This window comes from Caballeronia sp. LZ029 (assembly GCF_031451275.1).
In the GTDB taxonomy this organism is placed as follows: domain Bacteria; phylum Pseudomonadota; class Gammaproteobacteria; order Burkholderiales; family Burkholderiaceae; genus Caballeronia; species Caballeronia jiangsuensis.
This window is the reverse complement of the sequence record NZ_JARUXO010000093.1, coordinates 293,515-312,107: the sequence shown is the minus strand read 5'-3', so window position 1 is coordinate 312,107 and position 18,593 is coordinate 293,515. Positions and strand designations below refer to the sequence as shown.

General features: G+C 63.6%; 19 protein-coding genes. 12 read left to right on the top strand and 7 right to left on the bottom strand.

Features of this window, described 5'->3' with window-relative positions; all coding sequences use genetic code 11:
* Positions 1-142: 142 nt before the first annotated feature.
* On the top strand, positions 143-784 hold the full coding sequence (locus QCE73_RS35540) for a dihydrofolate reductase family protein (protein WP_309885564.1): 642 nt from the start codon (positions 143-145) through the stop codon (positions 782-784).
* Positions 785-834: 50 nt separating this feature from the next.
* Here QCE73_RS35540 and QCE73_RS35535 read toward each other — a convergent pair whose 3' ends face one another.
* Positions 835-1,962 (bottom strand): aminotransferase class V-fold PLP-dependent enzyme, encoded by a 1,128-nt coding sequence (locus tag QCE73_RS35535; protein ID WP_309885683.1) that lies wholly within the window; start codon positions 1,960-1,962, stop codon positions 835-837.
* A gap of 183 nt (positions 1,963-2,145) precedes the next feature.
* On the opposite strand from QCE73_RS35535, the gene QCE73_RS35530 reads away from it, so the two are divergent.
* Positions 2,146-3,075 carry a LysR family transcriptional regulator gene (locus QCE73_RS35530; RefSeq protein ID WP_035499955.1) on the top strand — a complete coding sequence of 310 codons (930 nt, stop codon included), beginning with the start codon at positions 2,146-2,148 and terminating at the stop codon, positions 3,073-3,075.
* Complete coding sequence (gene dctA / locus QCE73_RS35525) at positions 3,072-4,373, top strand: C4-dicarboxylate transporter DctA (RefSeq protein WP_309885563.1); 1,302 nt, start codon at positions 3,072-3,074, stop codon at positions 4,371-4,373. Before QCE73_RS35530 ends, dctA begins: the two co-directional genes overlap by 4 nt.
* A 15-nt stretch (positions 4,374-4,388) precedes the next feature.
* Here the strand turns inward: dctA and QCE73_RS35520 are convergent, their stop codons facing one another.
* The 4 genes from QCE73_RS35520 to QCE73_RS35505 form a co-directional block, all read right to left on the bottom strand.
* Complete coding sequence (locus tag QCE73_RS35520) at positions 4,389-5,171, bottom strand: substrate-binding domain-containing protein (RefSeq protein ID WP_309885562.1); 783 nt, start codon at positions 5,169-5,171, stop codon at positions 4,389-4,391.
* Between the two features lie 20 nt (positions 5,172-5,191).
* Positions 5,192-6,490, bottom strand: a complete 1,299-nt coding sequence (locus QCE73_RS35515; RefSeq protein WP_309885561.1) for an MFS transporter — start codon at positions 6,488-6,490, stop codon at positions 5,192-5,194.
* Between the two features lie 146 nt (positions 6,491-6,636).
* A complete protein-coding gene (locus tag QCE73_RS35510) occupies positions 6,637-7,719 on the bottom strand; it encodes a PHB depolymerase family esterase (protein WP_309885560.1) in 1,083 nt (360 codons plus the stop codon).
* A gap of 31 nt (positions 7,720-7,750) precedes the next feature.
* Positions 7,751-8,167: a CopG family transcriptional regulator gene (locus tag QCE73_RS35505; protein WP_309885559.1), complete on the bottom strand. Its 417-nt coding sequence runs from the start codon at positions 8,165-8,167 to the stop codon at positions 7,751-7,753.
* Positions 8,168-8,411: 244 nt separating this feature from the next.
* On the opposite strand from QCE73_RS35505, the gene QCE73_RS35500 reads away from it, so the two are divergent.
* Entirely contained in the window at positions 8,412-9,056 is a 645-nt protein-coding gene (locus QCE73_RS35500; RefSeq protein ID WP_309885558.1) for a hypothetical protein, read from the top strand.
* Between the two features lie 12 nt (positions 9,057-9,068).
* Here the strand turns inward: QCE73_RS35500 and QCE73_RS35495 are convergent, their stop codons facing one another.
* Entirely contained in the window at positions 9,069-10,025 is a 957-nt protein-coding gene (locus QCE73_RS35495) for a helix-turn-helix domain-containing protein (protein ID WP_309885557.1), read from the bottom strand.
* Positions 10,026-10,187: 162 nt separating this feature from the next.
* On the opposite strand from QCE73_RS35495, the gene QCE73_RS35490 reads away from it, so the two are divergent.
* Both QCE73_RS35490 and QCE73_RS35485 read left to right on the top strand, forming a co-directional pair.
* The gene (locus QCE73_RS35490; RefSeq protein ID WP_309885556.1) at positions 10,188-11,174 is read left to right on the top strand and encodes a nitrilase-related carbon-nitrogen hydrolase; all 987 of its coding nucleotides are present in this window, start codon (positions 10,188-10,190) and stop codon (positions 11,172-11,174) included.
* Positions 11,175-11,260: 86 nt separating this feature from the next.
* Positions 11,261-11,803, top strand: coding sequence for a carbonic anhydrase (locus QCE73_RS35485; protein ID WP_309885555.1), 543 nt, complete (start codon positions 11,261-11,263; stop codon positions 11,801-11,803).
* Between the two features lie 18 nt (positions 11,804-11,821).
* Here QCE73_RS35485 and QCE73_RS35480 read toward each other — a convergent pair whose 3' ends face one another.
* Positions 11,822-12,367, bottom strand: a complete 546-nt coding sequence (locus QCE73_RS35480) for a cysteine hydrolase family protein (RefSeq protein WP_309885554.1) — start codon at positions 12,365-12,367, stop codon at positions 11,822-11,824.
* A gap of 313 nt (positions 12,368-12,680) precedes the next feature.
* Here QCE73_RS35480 and leuC point away from each other — a divergent pair, with 313 nt between their 5' ends.
* The 6 genes from leuC to QCE73_RS35450 all read left to right on the top strand — a co-directional run bounded on the left by leuC (position 12,681) and on the right by QCE73_RS35450 (position 18,580).
* Positions 12,681-14,111, top strand: coding sequence for a 3-isopropylmalate dehydratase large subunit (gene leuC, locus QCE73_RS35475; protein ID WP_309885553.1), 1,431 nt, complete (start codon positions 12,681-12,683; stop codon positions 14,109-14,111).
* Between the two features lies 1 nt (position 14,112).
* On the top strand, positions 14,113-14,709 hold the full coding sequence (leuD, locus tag QCE73_RS35470) for a 3-isopropylmalate dehydratase small subunit (RefSeq protein WP_309885552.1): 597 nt from the start codon (positions 14,113-14,115) through the stop codon (positions 14,707-14,709).
* 39 nt (positions 14,710-14,748) lie between these two features.
* Entirely contained in the window at positions 14,749-15,819 is a 1,071-nt protein-coding gene (gene leuB / locus QCE73_RS35465) for a 3-isopropylmalate dehydrogenase (RefSeq protein WP_309885551.1), read from the top strand.
* Between the two features lie 97 nt (positions 15,820-15,916).
* Positions 15,917-16,942: an ABC transporter substrate-binding protein gene (locus QCE73_RS35460; protein ID WP_035499969.1), complete on the top strand. Its 1,026-nt coding sequence runs from the start codon at positions 15,917-15,919 to the stop codon at positions 16,940-16,942.
* A complete protein-coding gene (locus QCE73_RS35455) occupies positions 16,939-17,793 on the top strand; it encodes an ABC transporter ATP-binding protein (protein ID WP_309885550.1) in 855 nt (284 codons plus the stop codon). The genes QCE73_RS35460 and QCE73_RS35455 overlap by 4 nt, the downstream gene beginning before the upstream one ends.
* Positions 17,774-18,580: an ABC transporter permease gene (locus tag QCE73_RS35450; protein ID WP_309885549.1), complete on the top strand. Its 807-nt coding sequence runs from the start codon at positions 17,774-17,776 to the stop codon at positions 18,578-18,580. The genes QCE73_RS35455 and QCE73_RS35450 overlap by 20 nt, the downstream gene beginning before the upstream one ends.
* The last annotated feature ends 13 nt before the right edge of the window (positions 18,581-18,593 follow it).

Below are 18,593 nucleotides of genomic sequence, written 5' to 3'. Positions count from 1 at the left end.
AAATGGGCGTTTACCCGCAACCGGGGTTCATCGTCCGTTGTGACAAAACGAGGGAGCGTCGGTAGTAAAGTGAGCGCGTGTAGGAAAATCCGCTGGTGCGGATTTCGTGTCATGAAGATTCACAGCACGTACGGAGATATGAATGACCAAGGTAAAAGTGGCCGGCTTCAGCGTTTCACTCGATGGCTTCGCAGCGGGCACCGATCAGAGTCTGGACAATCCGCTGGGTGTGCGAGGCGCGGAGCTCTTTCAGTGGTTTTTCCCGACGCGGACGTTTCGCCAGATGCAGGGAAAAGACGATGGCGACACGGGCCTGGATGACAGCTTCGCGCGACGCGCAATGGATGGCTTCGGAGCGTTCATCCTCGGCCGCAACATGTTCGGACCCGTTCGCGGCGAATGGCCGGACGAGGAATGGAAAGGATGGTGGGGCGACAATCCGCCTTATCATGCGCCGACCTTCGTGCTGACTCATTACCCGCGTCCGCCGATCGAGATGCTGGGCGGCACGACATTTCATTTCGTCTCGGAAGGCATCGAGGTTGCGCTGCAAAAGGCGCGCGAAGCGGCGGGCGAAAAGGACATCAAGATTGGCGGCGGCGCCGAAACGGTGAGGCAATACATTCAGGCCGGCCACGTGGATGAAATTCACCTCGCGTTTGCGCCGGTGGCGCTCGGCCAGGGGGAATCGCTTTTCAGCGGGCTCGATCTACGCGCGCTGGGATATCGGACGATCGAGCATGTTCCGACTGAACGGGCCACGCACATCGTTCTCGCGAAGTAGGGCGTCGGACCGGACGGTTCTCGTTCGAGAACCGTCTCTTGTCCAGCAGGTTAAAGAATGCTGTCCAGCGCCTTGGCAAGCCTGTTCACGCTGCCTTCGACGTCATGCAGTTTGTCCAGCCCGAACAGTCCGATGCGGAAGGTCTTGAAATCCGCGGGCTCGTCGCATTGAAGGGGAACGCCGGCCGCGATCTGCAAGCCGGCATCCGCGAACTTCTTGCCGGACCGGATGCCGTCATCGTCCGTGTAGCAGACCACCACGCCCGGCGCCTCGAAGCCATCGGCTGCCACGCTCTTGAAACCTTTCTCGGCCAGCAGCGAGCGAACGCGCTTGCCGAGTTCGAGCTGCTCCGCTCTCACTTTGTCGAAGCCGTATGCTTCCGTCTCCTTCATGACGTCACGCAGAATCGTGAGGCCGTCCGTGGGCATCGTGGCGTGATAGGCGAACCCGTTGTTCTCGTAGGCTTCCATGATTTGGAGCCACTTGCGAAGGTCGCAAGCGAAGCTGGTGCTGGTCGTCGAATCGATTCTCTCGCGGGCGAGCGGGCCGAGCATGACCAGTGCGCAGCACGGTGACGCGCTCCATCCCTTTTGCGGCGCGCTGATCAGGATATCGACGCCACTCGCCTGCATATCGACCCATACCGTGCCGGAAGCGATGCAATCCAGCACGAACATTCCGCCGACTTCATGAACCGCGTCGGCCACCGCGCGCAGGTAGGCATCGGGCAGCATCATCCCGGATGCGGTTTCGACATGCGGCGCGAAGACCAGATCCGGCTTGTTTTCCCTGATCGCCGCGACCACTTCTTCGACCGGCGGCGGTGCATAAGCGGCCTGCCTCCCTTCCGCGACCGGACGCGCTTTCAGAACGATCGACTCCGCCGGAATGCCGCCCATGTCGAAAATCTGCGACCAGCGGAAACTGAACCAGCCATTGCGGATGACCAGACACTTCTTGTTCGTCGCGAACTGCCGGGCAACGGCTTCCATGCCAAAGGTCCCGCTGCCCGGCACGACAACGGCCGACTTCGCGTTGTAGACTTTTTTCAGGGCAGCGGAGATGTCGCGCATGACGCCTTGAAAGAGCTGCGACATGTGATTGATTGATCGGTCGGTGTAGACGACCGAATATTCGAGGAGCCCCTCGCGGTCCACATCGGGAAGTAACCCTGGCACGTTTGCCTCCTGTGATCGACGAATTCGACGTTCAGAAACAGATTCTAACGAAAGCGATCCGCGGCTGACGTGAGGAGCATTGTGCTGCCAAATCGTGGGCCGACGCTTGAGCGCTGCCACTTCGATGGGCACGCCCGTCAGCATGATGCAAAATACGCGCACGTCAATTGCGGGGGATGGTTTGTGGGCGTCAACTTCGACCTGAACGATTTGCAGGCGTTTCGAGCCGTCGTGGAGATGGGTAGCTTCCGCAAGGCAGCGGAGGCGGTCAACATCTCTCAACCGGCGCTCAGCCGGCGCATCGAGAAGCTCGAGGCGGCGCTCGGCGTGCGGCTCTTCGAGCGGACCACGCGCAGCGTGATGCTCACCACCGTGGGCCGCGTGTTCGCCCCCAGCGCGGAACAGCTTCTCGACGATCTCGATGTCGCGTTGCTCGGCATCCGCGACGTCTCCAGCAGCCGGCTCGGTCACGTGACCATCGCATGCGTGCCATCGGTTGCCTACTATTTTCTGCCGAGCGTCGTGGCCGCTTATCACAGCCGCTATCCGCGCATCCGGGTCAAGCTGCTCGATTCGAGCGCCAACGAAGTGCTCGGCTCCGTCATCAGCGGCGAAGCCGATTTCGGCGTCAGCTTCATGGGCAGCCAGGAAACCGAGGTCGAGTTCAAGGTCCTGCTGCAGGAAAGGTTCGTCGCCGCGTGCCGCCGCGATCATCCGCTGGCAAGAAAGACGCGCGTGTCCTGGAGCGAGCTTTATGAACACGAATACGTTTCCGTCGACAAGACTTCCGGCAATCGCCTGCTGCTGGATCAGGCGTTGACCAGCGTGTCGCCGGCCGCGCCGAGCGTGTGCGAGACTCGCCATGTCACCACCATGCTCGGCCTGATCGAAGCGGGACTGGGTGTGGCGGCCGTGCCTTCGATGGCGATGCCCATGCGCGACCATCCGATCCTCACGAGCGTGCCGCTGGTCGATCCGGTCGTGACGCGGCGAGTGGGCATCGTCAGGCGGCGGGGACGCCCGCTCGCGCCGGCCGCGCAACAGTTCTATCAGATGATCCTCGAAACGAAACGCAGCGGCGTGGCCCGTGCGGCGAAGAAGACTGCGAAGTGAACCTGCCAAGGCCCTTCAATCTGCTGTACGTTCAGGTTCTGCTCGGCATGGCGCTCGGCATGACCGTCGGGCACTTCTGGCCACAGTCCGGTGCGGCGCTCAAACCGCTCAGCGATGCATTCGTCGCGCTGGTGCGCATGATGATCGCGCCGATCGTCTTTTGCACGATCGTCACCGGTATCACGTCGCTGTCGAGCGGCTCGAAAATCGGCCGGACCATCCTGAAAGCGCTGGCGTTGTTCTACGTCCTCACCATCGCCGCGCTCCTTCTGGGCCTCGCGACGGCGTTCGCGCTGCAACCCGGCGCCGGACTGCATATCGACCCACGCCATCTCGACACGGCCGTTCTCGCGCAGTATTCGCCGCGCACGCAGCCGCGCGGGCTCGTCGAATTCGCGCTGCATGTGATTCCGGAGACGTTCGTCGGCGCTTTCGAGAAAGGCGAAGTGCTGCCGGTCCTGTTGCTCGCGCTTCTGTTCGGCTTCGCGTTGAACGCGAGCCAAAGCGCCGGCCAACGGGTACAGGCATTCATCGATGCCATCGCGCACGTGCTGTTTCGTATCCTCGCGCTGATCATGCGGCTCGCGCCCGCCGGCGCATTCGGCGCGATGGCGTTCACGGTAGGCCGCTTCGGCATCCGGTCGATAGGCTCGCTCGGCTTGCTGATGGTGTCGTTCTATGCGGCGTGCCTGGTGTTCGTCGTCTGCGTGCTCGGGCTGCTCGCGCGCCTGCATGGCTTCTCGCTCTGGCGGCTGCTGCGCTACATTCGCGAGGAACTCATCATCGTGCTCGCGACGTCATCGACGGAACCGGTGTTGCCGCGCCTTATCGTCAAGCTGGAAGCGCTCGGCTGCGACAAAGGGATCGTCGGTCTCGTGCTGCCCGCCGGCTACTCGTTCAACCTCGACGGCACGGCGATCTATCTGACGCTCGCTTCGATGTTCATCGCCCAAGCGTGCGACATCCACCTCTCGGTCGGCCAGATCGCGACGATGCTCGCGGTCATGCTGCTGACGTCGAAGGGCGCGGCGGGCGTATCGGGCAGCGGGCTGGTCGCGCTCGTCGCGACGCTCGCCGTCATCCCCGATCTGCCGCTCGCGGGTGTCGCGCTAATCGTCGGCATCGATCGCTTCATGTCCGAGGCGCGCGCCCTGACGAGCGTGATCAGCAACGCCTGCGCGGTGATCTTCGTATCGATGTGGGAGCGCGCCTGTGACCGGGCGCGCCTGAAAGAAGCGTTGAGCGTCGCGCGCGAGCCGCAAGAACCGCTCGATCAGCCCGCCGATCTGCCGGGCTGAATCGTTGCCGTCGTCTCAATGCGTGGCGACGGAATCGAGCCCGGTCGATGTCACCTCGGGCTGCACGGCGGGCGACGCGAGATAGTCGAGCAGCGCTTTCGCTTCCTTCGGATGCTGTGCGCCGACCGGTATGCCCGCCGCAAAGCGCGTGACGGATTGCACCGACTCCGGAATCTTGCCGACGTAGGCCGCGCCCTTCACCGGCAGCAACTCGCTCACCTGCTGGAAGCCGACTTCATAGTCGCCGGTCGCAACCACCGACGCCACCGGAATCTTCGGGATCATTTTCGCCTTGGTCTTCACCTGGTCCTCGATGCCGAGCCGCCTGAACAACTCGCGCTCGATATAGACGCCGCTCGCGCTGTCCGAATAGACGATCGACCGGGCATGCAGCAAAGTCTCCCTGAGCGCCGCCTCGGACCCGATGTCGGGCTTGGGCGCCCCGTCGCGCACGACCATGCCGATGCGCGAATCCGCGAGTTCGACGCGCGAGCCGGGAATGACCTTGCCCTGCTTGATCAGGTCGTCGAGCGCGTAGCCGACCATGATCACGACATCGGCGGGCTCGCCGCGTTGTAGACGATTCGGAATGGCTTCCGGCGACTTGCCCATCGACGGGCCGAGCGCGGTGTCGAGCGTATTGCCCGTCGATGCCGCGAATTTCGGGCCGAGCAATTTGTACGCCGCGGTGAAGCCGCCGGAGCTCATCACATGAAGATCGGCGGCCTGTACGTTTGCCGCCGCGACGGCACAGCCGAGCAGCGCGGCGGTGCAGCATTTCAGAAGGATGGATTTCATGTTCGAACCCAGGCGAAAGGTCAGGACGCCGCAGGCAGCGGAACCGGACGGCGCCGATACAGCGCCAGCGTCGCAACGAGCCCGCACACGGCGGCGAAGCTCATCCAGTAGCCGGGCGCGGCCTTGTCGCCGGTCATGTGGATCAGCGCCGTCGAGATGACGGGCGTGAAACCGCCGAAGATCGCCGTCGCGAGGCTGTAGGCGAGCGAGAATCCGGCGACGCGCACTTCGACCGGCATCACTTCGGTGAGCGCGACGACCATCGCGCCGTTGTACATGCCGTACATGAACGAGAGCCACAACAGCACGAGCAGCATGTTGACGAAGCTCGGCGCGTGGGCCAGCAGCGACAGCGCGGGATAGGCGGTCGCGATCGCCAGGATCGTCATCGCGAGGAGAAGCGGGCGGCGTCCGATACGGTCCGACAGCGCGCCGCCGATCGGCAGCCAGATGAAGTTGGAGATGCCCACGCACAGCGTGACGAGCAGGCTGTCGGCGGTGCTCAGATGCAGGACCGTCTTGCCGAAGGTCGGGGCGTACACCGTGATCAGATAGAAGCTCGTGGTCGTCATCGCGACGAGCAGGACGCCGGCGATCACGACGGTCCAGTTTTGCCCAAGCGTGGCGAAGACTTCCTTCATTGTCGGACGATGTTGGCGCTGCTTGAATTCCCGCGTTTCCTCGAGATTGCGCCGCAGAATGAAAATGAACGGCACGATCATGCAGCCGACGAAGAACGGCACGCGCCATCCCCATGCGGCGATCGTCGCGGTGTCGAGCCATTGGTTGAGCGCGAAGCCGAGGGCCGCCGCGACCACGATCGCCACTTGCTGGCTGGCGGATTGCCAGCTCGTGAAGAAGCCCTTGCGTCCGGGCGTCGCCATCTCGGCGAGATAGACCGATACGCCGCCGAGTTCCGCGCCCGCCGAGAAGCCTTGCAGCAGGCGGCCGATCAGGACCAGCGCCGGCGCGAAGAGTCCGATCGACGCGTAACCGGGGACGAAGGCGATCAGGATGGTGCCGGCCGCCATGATCGACAGGGTGACGATCAGCCCCTTGCGCCTGCCGACATCGTCGATATACGCGCCGAGGATGATCGCGCCCAGCGGCCGCATCAGAAAGCCGGCACCGAACACCGCGAAGGTCATCATCAGCGAAGCGAACTCGCTTCCCGCCGGGAAAAAGACGGTGGCTATCTGCGTGGCGTAGAAGCCGAACAGGAAGAAGTCGAACTGTTCGAGGAAGTTGCCTGCCGTCACGCGCAGCACGGCGGATGCCTTCGATTGCGCGGAAGCGAGGGGCGTAGGGGAAGCGTGCATCGAGGTGTCTCCAGATATTCTTGGCTTGCGGTGTTCGGGCGATTTATTGTTTGCCGAATACTCGCCCGAACACCGCGACACGATAAGTGCTATTTTTGGAACGATTGATGTGCGCCGGTTATCAATGCCGATCTGGCCTTCGTGCCTCAGTGCCCGCGAGGATGCGCAAGGAAAAAGCGCACCATCTCCGCGCTGGCGTTCGGTCCGGTGGGGTCCGTATAACTGCCGTTCGAGGAACCGCCCGACCACGCATGAGGCGCGCCGTGAATGATCCACAATTCCGCGGGTGTGCCTTCAGGCGATTTCATGCGCTGGACCGCGTGCTTGCGTGCTCCGGTATCGGTGGATGAGCGGTGTCCCGCTTCGGCTCCATTCGGCGTGAATCCGCGCAATAGTTCAGTCGCGTTGACGTGATGCACGGTCGCGTCGGCATCGCCGTGAAAGACGATCAGCGGGCAGCGGGATGTTGTCGTTGCGGCCTTCGGCATGGTCTTGCCCCCGCGCATGGCCGCGAGCGCGGACGGCAGATCGTGCGCGCATCCGACGGGCAGGCCCGAGTGGACGCCTGCCGCCGCGTACAGGTCGGGGTAGCGCTGCGCCATGACCGCCGCCATCGCGCCGCCGGCCGAAAGGCCCGCCACATACACACGCTTAGGGTCCACGTTGTGTTGCGTCATGATCTCGCGCGTGATGCCCGCTATCAGCGACGGCTCGCCCTGATCGCGTTGCTGATCCGACGGCTTGAACCAGTTCCAGCACCTGGACGGATTCGCGCCTTGCGGCTGAATCGGATACGCGACCATGAAGCCGTGGGTTTCGGCGAGCGCGTTCATCTGCGTGCCTGCCGCGAAATCGTCGGCGTCCTGCGTGCATCCGTGCAGCATGACGACGAGCGGCAGCGGCTCATCGCGATAGCTGCTCGGCACGTAAAGCTTGTAGCTGCGTTGACCCGCGCCGTTCGCATAGCGTCGGGTGCTGAAGTGCCCGCGATCCTGCACGTCGGCGTCTGTCCGAGCGGGCTGCGAGGGGCGCCGGGCGCGAAAGACATCGGTGAAGCGCGTTCGCGTCTTTTCGATACCGATATCGGCATCGTTGTGCGTGCGTGCGACGTTCGTCTGCTCGCCGTGCATGGCGCGCTTCACGATTTCAGCCGCCGCGGCGGGATCGTTCTTGCGAAAGAGGGCAAACGCCTCTTTCATCGAGTCGAGAAAGCCTTCGTTGAGTTTCATGTTTTCCATTGCCGAATATAGGGTGAGGCCGCTATCGGATGCGATCCGCCAGCGCAGCCTTGACTGCCGGTGATGCGTGCAACGCGCCGCGAACCAGGATCGAGTCGATGGTCGCCAGCGCGAGTTCGGGCGATACGTCGCTGGCGATGCTGGCGAGACCCAGCACCTGAATCTTGAGCCGCTGATTGGCCGCGCGCGCCGCTTCGAGGTCCAGCTTCGAAAAGTACTGGAGGCCCAGCACCAGTTCGCGTCGCGTCACGGTGTCCTTGACCACCGGCGCGTGAATGGACAACTGGTTGCGGATCGCCGTCCGGATGAGGTCCGTGCGGTTCGAGTAAAAACCTTCCTCCACGAGCAGATCGATCTGGCCCAGGTCGATCGGGCCCAGGTTGATCGTGATTTTTTCGGTATCGCTGCCTCGCGAGCGATCGACCGGTTCTTTTGCCATATAGTCCTCTTGCCTTCCGGATACCATCCATATGGATGGTTATAGGCTGATTTCAAGGAAGAGGCAACGAAGAATTTCGAATCGGCCCGTTTCCGGCGGAACAGGCCGCGCGCAGGTGTTCGGCCCGGAAGGATCGTGAGATGATTGATGAACGCGCGCCATCATCCATCGCTCGAACAGACCCGCTTTACAGCAAAGAGACGCGTGCACGTTCGAGCAGATCCAACCTTGCCACCAAACGACCATGAATAAGGGAAAGACGAAACTGACCCGTCAGGATGCCGAGCGCCTTTTCGAGGGGCTGCCCCCGTCGAATGCGAAAGTGTCGAGCCGGCCCGAGAATCCTTTCGGACCGGCGGCGTCCGACGTCGTCAAACGCGTCGAGGACGAATCCGCACTCTGGAAGGACAGCCTGATCACGCTCCCGATAGCCATCGAGTTGCCTGCGGGCTACGCGTCGGTGGCTCGCCTGCGCGAAGCGGTCACGCGAGCGTGGCGCGTGAAGTGGGTGAGGGAGACCAAAGACGAAGTCATCGCCGATTTTCCCGACGGATGGACCGCCGTTCGCCCGAAAAGCGGCCCCATCGAGTTGCGGGATCCGTCCGGCGTGGTCCGCGGCGTATTCGGCTGGGCCAAGGACGCCGAGCTCAGAATCCTGCCGCGCTATCTCATCGAGTCACAGGCAAATGGCTCGAACGGACTCGGCAGCGTGCTGATTCGCGATCGCGGGAACGGCCGGATTCTCGAACGCTCTTCGACCTGGTCGGCGCGTACGGGCGTCAACCATCCGGACTGGCACAAACTCGAAGCGTGGCTCGACCAACGCTATCCGGACCATCGTGACCCGCTTCGATACTGGGACGATTGCGAGGAAAATCTTCGAGGCTGAGCGCGTCCGGATTCAGGCATCCGCGACTATTTCCCGCCGCGCGTTTCTGCGCAGCACATCGGCGGGCACACCGTAGGTTCGAACGAACGCGCGACGCATACGCTCCCGGTCCGCGAAGCCCGTCTCCTGAGCCACGACGTTGATCGTATGCCGGCCTTGCTCGATCATGAATCTCGCCGCTTCCAGCCGAAGCTGTTCGACCGCCTTCGCCGGCGATTGACCGGTTTCGGCCAGAAACGCGCGGCTGAACTGCCGGGGGCTGAGGTTGGCCACATCGGCGAGTTCGTCGATGGTGAGCGGATTGCGCAGGTTGCGCCGTATGTGCGCCAGGACCAGTTCGATCCGATCTGACTTCGGTGTCATGTCGAGCAAAGCCGAGTGTTGCATCTGCCCGCCCAGCCGGCGCTGATTCATGACGAGGAGCCTCGCGACGAGCTTCGCGGCATCGGGACCGAGGTCGTTATCGAGCAGGGCCAGCGCAAGGTCGATACCGGCCGTCATGCCCGCCGAGGTCCAGATCGGACCATCGTTGATGAAGATGCGATCTTCTTCCGTGACGACATCGGGGAACCGTGCCCTGAACTCGGACGCATGAGCCCAGTGCATCGTCGCGCGCCGGCCGTTCAGAAGTCCCGCCTCCGCAAGCACGAATGCGCCGCTACAGATCGAGGCTATGCGTCTTGACGCCTTCGCGGCCTCCTTCACGAACGCGATCACGGCCGGATCGAATGGCGGAATCCGCATCTCGGTGATCGAGCCAACGATGACCGTATCGAATGCCGTCTCTTCGAATGCCGTGGTTTGCAGCGTCATTCCGCCGGACGATACGACGGGTCCGCCGTGTTCGGACAGCAGGCGAATGTCATAGCACGGCCCTCGCGGCGGCATGTTCGCAAGCTCGAACGTGGTGAGCGCGGCGAGACTCATCAGCTGGAATCTTGGCGGCACGATGAAGCCGATCCGATGCATATCCACTCCTGCATTTCGTGATCCGGACGCGGTTGCCAGCGAGCCCGATCGCGACTCGCGCCCACGCGACGGATGGCACGAATGGTGGCAACAACGACATACATGCTAATGGCTCGCGGCGCTAAGGTATAGGCACTTCTTCTACCGCCAAGGAACGACGTCATGTCGAAAATCATCCGGGCCGCAGCCGTGCAGATCGCCCCCGTCCTTTATAGCCGCGAAGGCACTGTCGCCAAGGTCGTCCAGAAAATTCTGGAACTCGGCCGGCAGGGCGTCCAGTTCGCGACCTTCCCCGAAACTGTCATCCCCTACTACCCGTATTTCTCGTTTATCGAATCTCCCTTCGCCATGGGCGCCGAGCATTACAAGCTGCTCGATCAGGCCGTGACGGTTCCGTCGGAGACGACCCGCGCGATCGGCGAAGCGGCGCGACAGGCGGGGATGGTGGTGTCGATCGGCGTCAACGAGCGCGACGGTCGCACGCTCTACAACACCCAGTTGCTGTTCGATGCCGATGGCACGCTGGTGCAGCGCCGTCGAAAGCTCTCGCCGACTTATCACGAGCGAATGGTCTGGGGGATGGGGGACGGTTCCGGCTTGCGCGCGGTCGATACCGCCGTCGGCCGCGTAGGCCAGCTCGCCTGCTGGGAACACTACAACCCGCTCGCGCGTTACTCGTTGATGGCGGATGGCGAGGAAATCCATTCGGCCATGTATCCCGGCTCATTCGCCGGCGATCTGTTCTCGGAGCAGATCTCCGTCAACATTCGCCAGCACGCGCTCGAAGCAGGCGCGTTCGTGGTCAACGCGACGGCATGGCTGACGCCCGAACAGCAACAGCAGATTCTGCTCGATACGAACACGTCGCAGATCGGCCCGATATCGAGCGGCTGTTTCACCGCGATCGTGTCGCCGGACGGCGAGTTCATGGGCGGCGCGCCGCTGCGCGAGGGAGAGGGCGAGATCGTCGCGGATCTGGACTTCTGGCAGATCGACAAGCGCAAACGCATGATGGATTCGCGCGGTCATTACAGCCGCCCCGACGTGCTCGGACTCGTGATCGACCGGGCGCCGAAGACGCACGTCATCGAACGTTCATTGCACGCGCCGGCAGAGGCGTCGCCCGTGGATCTGGAAGTCTCCGCCTGATGCGATACGCGCCCATGCGGGCGCGTATCGATGGCCGAAACGAAACCGACCGGGCGGCTTCGCCCGAACAACTAGGAGTGAGCAGAATGGACTTCAACGATGTCATGCTGGAGCGCAACGCCGAGTTCGCCGATACGGCTTTTTCGGCCGAACTCAAGATGATGCCGTCGACCGGAACCGTGATCGTCGGTTGCGTCGATCCTCGCGTCGATCCGGTGCACGTGCTGGGTTTGAAGCAGGGCGAAGCGGCGGTGATCCGCAATGTCGGTGGCCGGGTCAACAAGCCGTTGCTCGAAACGCTGGCCGTGCTCGCCGTCGTCGCGAAAGCGGCCGGACGTCCTGACGGCGCCCGCAATCTGGTGCTGCTCCAGCATACGGACTGCGGGATCATCGGTTGTCACAGGCATGCGCCGGCATTGCTTGCGAAGCATCTCGGCGTCGAAACGGACGCGCTCGACGCGCTTGCCATTACTCAGCCCTACGAAGCAGTCGCGCTCGACGTCGCAGCGCTCAGGGCGAACAAGGACTTGCCGGACAGCCTCATCGTGTCGGGGTTGGTCTACGATGTCAAGACCGGCCGTATCGAGACAGTCGTTCCTGCCGCGCCCTTGCGTGCGCCCGCAGCGTGAAGGGCTACGCCGGATCGGTCAGCGCGTGAACTCTTGCGCCGACATCAACTTCGCATACCCGAAACGCAGCGCCGCCATGAACGCCGCATGCACGTGCGCTGCCGGGACATGCACGCCATCGAATTCGAGATCGTGCGTCGCGCAGGCATCGTGGATCACGGTGGTCGCATAGCCGAGGTCCACCGAATGACGCGTGACCGCGTCGATGCACATGTGGCTCATGTTCCCGACGACGACAACGGTTTCGATACCATTCGCCTTCAACACGTGCTGAAGGTCGGTCTCGCGAAACGGATTCATGTGGTGTTTCAGGATCACTTGCTCGCCCGGAAGACTCGCCGCCTTCGGATGAAGCTGCGCGCCTTCGGTATCCGGCACGAAGAACGGCGCGTCCTTCGCCAGAGTCTCATGTCGGATATGAACGACGAGGTCGCCGTTCTTTCGCGCCTGCGCGAGCACGGCGGCTGCATTGTCGGCGGCAGCATCGACTCCGTTGAGAATCCACTTGCCTCCCGGAAAGTAGTCGTTCTGAATATCGACCGCGATAAGCGCCTGCTTTGTCATGCTTCCTTCTCCGCGTATGGGGATTGACGTCGCGCACCGCATGCTGCGACGCGATAGAAGGATCATGACCAATCCGACGGGATAGGGGAATAGCCCGATGGCGCAAACCACAATTCTCGCATCGAGAACAATGTGAAGGCGACAGCGCATGCGCGGTGCGATACATCGTCATCGCGATCGGCGATGGTGCCTTTCCAAAAGACCACGAACAACCGCGCTCGCCTGGTCCATGATGCTCGCAAACCACAACCGATTGCGAAAGCGCATACCCGCGCTTGCCGCAGCCGGCAGATCGATGGAGCGAGACGAAGCAATGCAACTCGACCAGGAAAAGCACGGTCCGCGAACGCTTTACGACAAGATCTGGGACAGTCACCGCGTGATGTCCCGCGACGATGGACAGGATCTGCTATTCATCGACCGGCATTTCATACACGACGTCACCGCGCAGTCGTTCGACCTGATGCGCCAGCGCGGGCTCAAACCTCGCTCGCCCGAGCGCATCTTCGGCACCGCCGACCACTACGTTTCGAGCACGGCAAACGACATCGCGGCCGTGGCCGATCCCGAACGGCGCGCCATGATCGAAGCGCTGCAGCGCGACTCGGCCGAGTCGCGCATCACCCTGTTCGATATGAACGATCCGCGACGCGGCATCGTGCATGTCGTCGGACCCGAGCAGGGGCTGAGCCTGCCGGGCATGACCGTCGTCTGCGCCGATAGCCACACGTCGACACACGGAGCAATGGGCGCGCTCGCGTTCGGCATCGGTGCGACGGAAGTGGCCCACGTGCTCGCCACGCAATGCCTGTGGCAGCGCAAGTCGCGGAACATGCGCGTCACGCTCGACGGCGAGCCGGGTCCGGGCGTCACCGCGAAAGACATGATCCTGGCCGTGATCGCGCGGATCGGCGTGGCCGGGGCGGTGGGACACGTGATCGAATATGCCGGCTCCGCGATCGCGGGCTTGTCGATGGAAGGGCGGCTCACGCTGTGCAACATGACCATCGAGGCCGGCGGTCGCGCGGGCATGATCGCGCCGGACGAGACCACGTTCGCCTATCTCGACGGGCGTCCCTACGCGCCTTCGGGCGACGAGTGGAACCGGGCAATGGCGCACTGGCGCAGCTTGTTCACCGACCCCGGCGCGACGTTCGATCGCGAGGTGCACATCGACGTGGGCGGCATCGCCCCGATGGTGACCTGGGGCACGACGCCCGAATATGCCTGCGCCATCGACCGCCGCGTGCCCGATCCCGCGATGCAGCCCGATCCCGATCTCCGCGCCGCGATGTCGCGGGCGCTCGACTACATGGGACTGGCCCCGGACGAAGCGCTGGAAGGCGTGGCGATCGACAGGGTGTTCATCGGCTCATGCACCAACGGGCGCATCGAGGATATGCGCAGCGCGGCGGCGGTCGCGCGTGGCCGCCACATCGCGCCCGGCGTCGAGGCGTGGGTGGTGCCGGGCTCGCACGAGGTGCGCACGCAGGCGGAGGCCGAAGGGCTCGACCGCGTGTTCAAGGACGCGGGCTTTCAGTGGCGCTTCCCCGGCTGTTCGATGTGCCTCGCGACCAACGGCGATATCGCCGCGCCCGGGCAGCGCTGCGCTTCCACGTCGAACCGCAATTTCGTGGGCCGTCAGGGGCCCGGCGTGCGCACGCATCTGATGAGCCCGGCGATGGCGGCTGCGGCCGCCGTGACCGGCCGCCTGACCGATGTGCGCCGCCTCCTGGGAGCCTGACATGGAAAGCCTCACGCACCTCGACGCAGTGGCGGCGCCGATCGTCGCCATCAACTGCGATACCGATCAGATCCTGCCCGCACGCTACCTGCAAAAACCCCGCTCCGACGATTTCGGCCAGTTCCTGTTTCGCGCGCTGCGCTTCGGCCCGGATGGCGCGGAACAGCCGGACTTCGTGCTCAACAGGACACCTTTTCGCGAGTCGCGCATCGTGGTCGCCAACCATAACTTCGGTTGCGGCTCGTCGCGCGAACACGCGGTGTGGGCGCTCTACGACTACGGTTTCCGCGCGGCGATCGCTCCGAGCTTCGGCGACATCTTTTTTATCAACTGCCTGAAGAACGGACTGCTGCCCATCGTGTTGCCGGAGGCCGTGGTCCTGCCGCTCTTGGAGACGCTGTCGGCCAGTCCCGGCAGCCGCATCGCCATCGATCTGCCCGCGCAGACCGCGACCTTGCCCGACGGTTCGTCCCATGCCTTCGACATGGAGCCCTTCGCAAAGGAGTGTCTGCTGCGCGGGATGGACGAGATCGACTACACGCTTTCGCATCGGGATCGCATCGATGCTTTCGAGCGCAATCGTGCCGGAGACTTTTGAAGGCGCGCGCTTCCTGAAATCGACCAAGGAGAAGTACAGATGAAGATTGCAGTCATGCCCGGTGATGGTATCGGTCCCGAAGTGGTGGCGCAGGCGCTCAAGGTGCTGCGGGTCGTGGCGCCTCAGGCCGAGACTCAGGAGGCGCCCATCGGCGAGGCGGGCATTCAGGCGCACGGCGTGCCGCTGCCCGAGCCCACGCTCGCGCTGGCGCGCAAGGCCGACGCCATCCTGTTCGGCGCGGTAGGCGTGGCCGATGAAGCCGCGATCGAGCGCGAACGCCGTCCCGGCACCGGCTTGCTGCAATTGCGCGAAGCGTTGACCCTTTACGCCAACTTCCGCCCGGCCTACATGTTCCCGGAGCTCATCGGCGCTTCGACCTTGCGGCCCGAAGTGGTCGACGGGTTGGACATCGTGATCGTGCGCGAGTTGAACGGCGACGCCTATTTCGGCCAGCCGCGCGGCTTCGAGATCAATAAGGCGGGCGAGCGGGTGGGTTTCAACACGATGCGCTATTCCGAATCGGAGGTCGAGCGGGTCGCGCATGCCGCGTTCCGGGCGGCGCGCCGTCGTCATCACAAGCTGTGCTCGGTGGACAAGGCGAACGTGCTGGAGGCGAGCCAGTTGTGGCGCGAGGTCGTCACGCGCGTCGGGCAGGATTACCCGGACGTCGAACTGAGCCATCTCTTCGTGGACGCCGCCGCGATGATGCTGATGCGCCGGCCCAAACAGTTCGACGTGATCGTCACGGGCAACCTGTTCGGCGATATTCTTTCGGACGCCGCCGCCATGCTGACCGGTTCGATCGGCATGCTGCCTTCGGCCTCGCTGGGTTACGAGCGCAAGGGGCTGTACGAGCCGGTGCACGGTTCGGCGCCGGACATCGCCGGCAAGGACGTGGCCAATCCGCTCGCCGCCATCCTATCGCTCGCGATGATGTTGCGCGAGAGCTTCGAGATGGATGATGCGGCGAGCCGCGTCGAACAGGCTGTACGCGCGGTGCTGGCCGCAGGCTACCGCACCGCCGATATCCGTCAGGACGGCACGCAATGCGTCGGCACCCGCGACATGGGCGATGCGGTGGTCGAGGCGCTTCACAGGCAGGCGGCCTAGTTCGGAAGCGCGTCAGGCGGACCGGGTTCGGCATGAGGCCCGGTCATCCCAGGCAGTTCGTTGCACCAGAAAATCCCGCGAAAGGGAGGAGACGATCATGAAGCTGAAACTTGGCATTGCGCTGTGCGCAGCGTTCGGGCTTGCCTTCGGTTCCGCCACGGCCGTGGCCAAGGATGTGCCCGAGAAGCCCGACCTGCACATCGCGGCGGCTTCGACAGGCATCACCTATCTGCCCATGCTCGTCGCCAAGACGCGCGGCTACTTCAAGGACGAAGGACTCGATGTGACCATCGCCGCCTTCTCCGGCGGCTCGAAGACGCTGGAGGCGCTTCTCGGCGGCAGCTCCGACATGGTGGCGGGCGCCTATTCGAACACCATCACGATGGCGACCAAGGGCCAGCATCTGGTGGTGGTGGCGGCGCAGGTCATCTGTCCCGGCTGGATCTTCGGCGTGTCCCAGAAACGGCAGGCCGAAGTCAAATCGCCGAAGGATCTGAAGGGCATGCGCATCGGTGTGAGCGCGCCAGGTTCTAGCACGCACATGGCGGTCAACTACATTCTGCACAAGGCGGGACTTCAGTCTTCGGACGTGTCGATCATCGGCGTGGGGCAGGCGGCGGGAGCGGTGGCGGCGGTGCGGGCGGGGCAGATCGATGCGCTGATCGTCAATGATCCGAGCGCCACGATCTTAGTCAAGGACGGCAGCCTCAAGCCCCTGGAGAACATGCGCACGGCGGACGGCAACATCAAGGTGTTCGGCTCCGACTACCCCGAATCGAGCCTGTTCGCGACGCAGGACTTCGTCAACAAGAACCCGAAGACGGTGCAGGCCGTCGCCAATGCGATCGTGCGGGCCGAGAAGTGGATCGCCAAGGCCACGCCGGAGCAGGTCGCGGACAACGTGCCTCCCGAGTTCCTGGGCGACAACAAGGCGCTCTATGCCGAGGCCTTCACGAACAGCCGCCGCTGTATCGCGCAGAACGGGGAGATCACGGCCAAGGGCGCGCAAACCGTGCGCGACGTGCTGGCGGCGTTCGATCCGACCGTGGCGTCGGCCAAGATCGACCTCGCCTCGACCTATGACAACCGGTTCGTCAGAAAGGCCGCGGAGATCCAGCCATGAGCACCGCGACCTGCACCATCCCGCTCGATAGCGGACAAGCCGCGCGGCGCGAAGCCCTGCGCTTCGACAACGTGACATGCACCTTCGCGGGCAATGGCAAGAACGCGCAGACCTACACCGCCATTGCCGGGGGGAATCTCACGATCGGCGATGGAGAGTTCGTCTCGATCGTCGGGCCCACGGGCTGCGGCAAGTCCACGCTGCTGAATGTGGCGGCCGGACTGACCCGGCCTTCGTCGGGCAGCCTGAGCGTGTTCGGCGAGAAATTGACGAACGGCCTGAACCGGCAGGCCGCCTATCTGTTCCAGGTGGACGCGCTCATGCCGTGGAAGACGGCGGAAGAAAACATCGCGATGGGTTTGATCTTTCGCGGCACGCCACGCGAAGAGGCGCTGAGCGTGGCGCACGACTGGCTGAAGCGCGTGGGCCTGCACGGGCACGGCAAGAAGTACCCGCACCAGCTCTCCGGGGGCATGCGCAAGCGTGCGGGCCTCGCGCAGGCGCTGGCGCTGAATCCTCGCATCATCCTGATGGACGAGCCATTCAGCGCACTCGATATCCAGACCCGGCATCTGATGGAAAACGAGCTGCTGCAACTGTGGTCCTACGATCGCAAGTCGGTGATGTTCGTGACGCACGATCTGGAAGAGGCGATCTCGTTGTCGGACCGCGTCATCGTGCTGTCGGCGGGGCCCGGTACGCGGCCTATCGCCGAGTTCGAGATCGATCTCGAACGTCCGCGCGAAATGTCGGAGATCCGCATGACGCAGCGTTTCCTGCAACTGCACACCCAGATCTGGGACGTGCTTCGAGGCGAGGTACTGAAAAGCTATGCGCGCAACCGTGTTTGACCCCAACAATCGATTCACGGTGTTGATCGCCCGGCTGGCCATCCTGTTCGGCGTCCTGTTCCTGTGGTGGCTCGGCACCGGTCAGAAATGGCTGTCGCCGTTTTTCTTCGGGGATCCGGTCGGCGTGGCGCTGCGCATCGTCGACTGGTTCGTGACGGGTTCGGTGTTTCGCCATCTCTACACGACGCTCGTCGAAACCATGCTGGCGTTCGCGATCGGCACGGCGTTCGGCCTGGCGTTCGGTCTGTGGCTGGCGCTCAACCCGTTTCTCGCGGTGGTGTTCGATCCGTTCATCAAGGCCATGAATTCGATGCCGCGCCTGATCTTCGCGCCGATCTTCGCGCTCTGGTTCGGCCTCGGCATCTGGTCGAAGGTGGCGCTCGGCGTCACGCTGGTGTTCTTCGTGGTGTTCTTCAACGTCTATCAGGGCGTGCGCGAGGTCAGCCCGACGGTGTTGTCCAACACCCGCATGCTGGGCGCCAATTCGCGCCAGCTATTGCGGCATGTGTATCTGCCTTCGGCGACGAGCTGGGTCTTTTCCAGCCTGCATAACGCGATCGGCATCGCCTTCGTGGGCAGCGCGGTCGGCGAGTACCTGGGATCGGAGAAGGGCGTCGGCTATCTGATTCTGCTGGCCGAAGGCGTCTTCGATATCAACTCGGTGATCGCGGGCATTCTGGTGCTGACCGTGTTCGCCCTTCTGCTCGATACGGCGGTGTCGATGGTCGAGGACCATCTGCTGCGCTGGCGCCCCGTCGCCGGTCAGACCGTGGCCGCGGGCGCCTGAACTTCGAGGACAA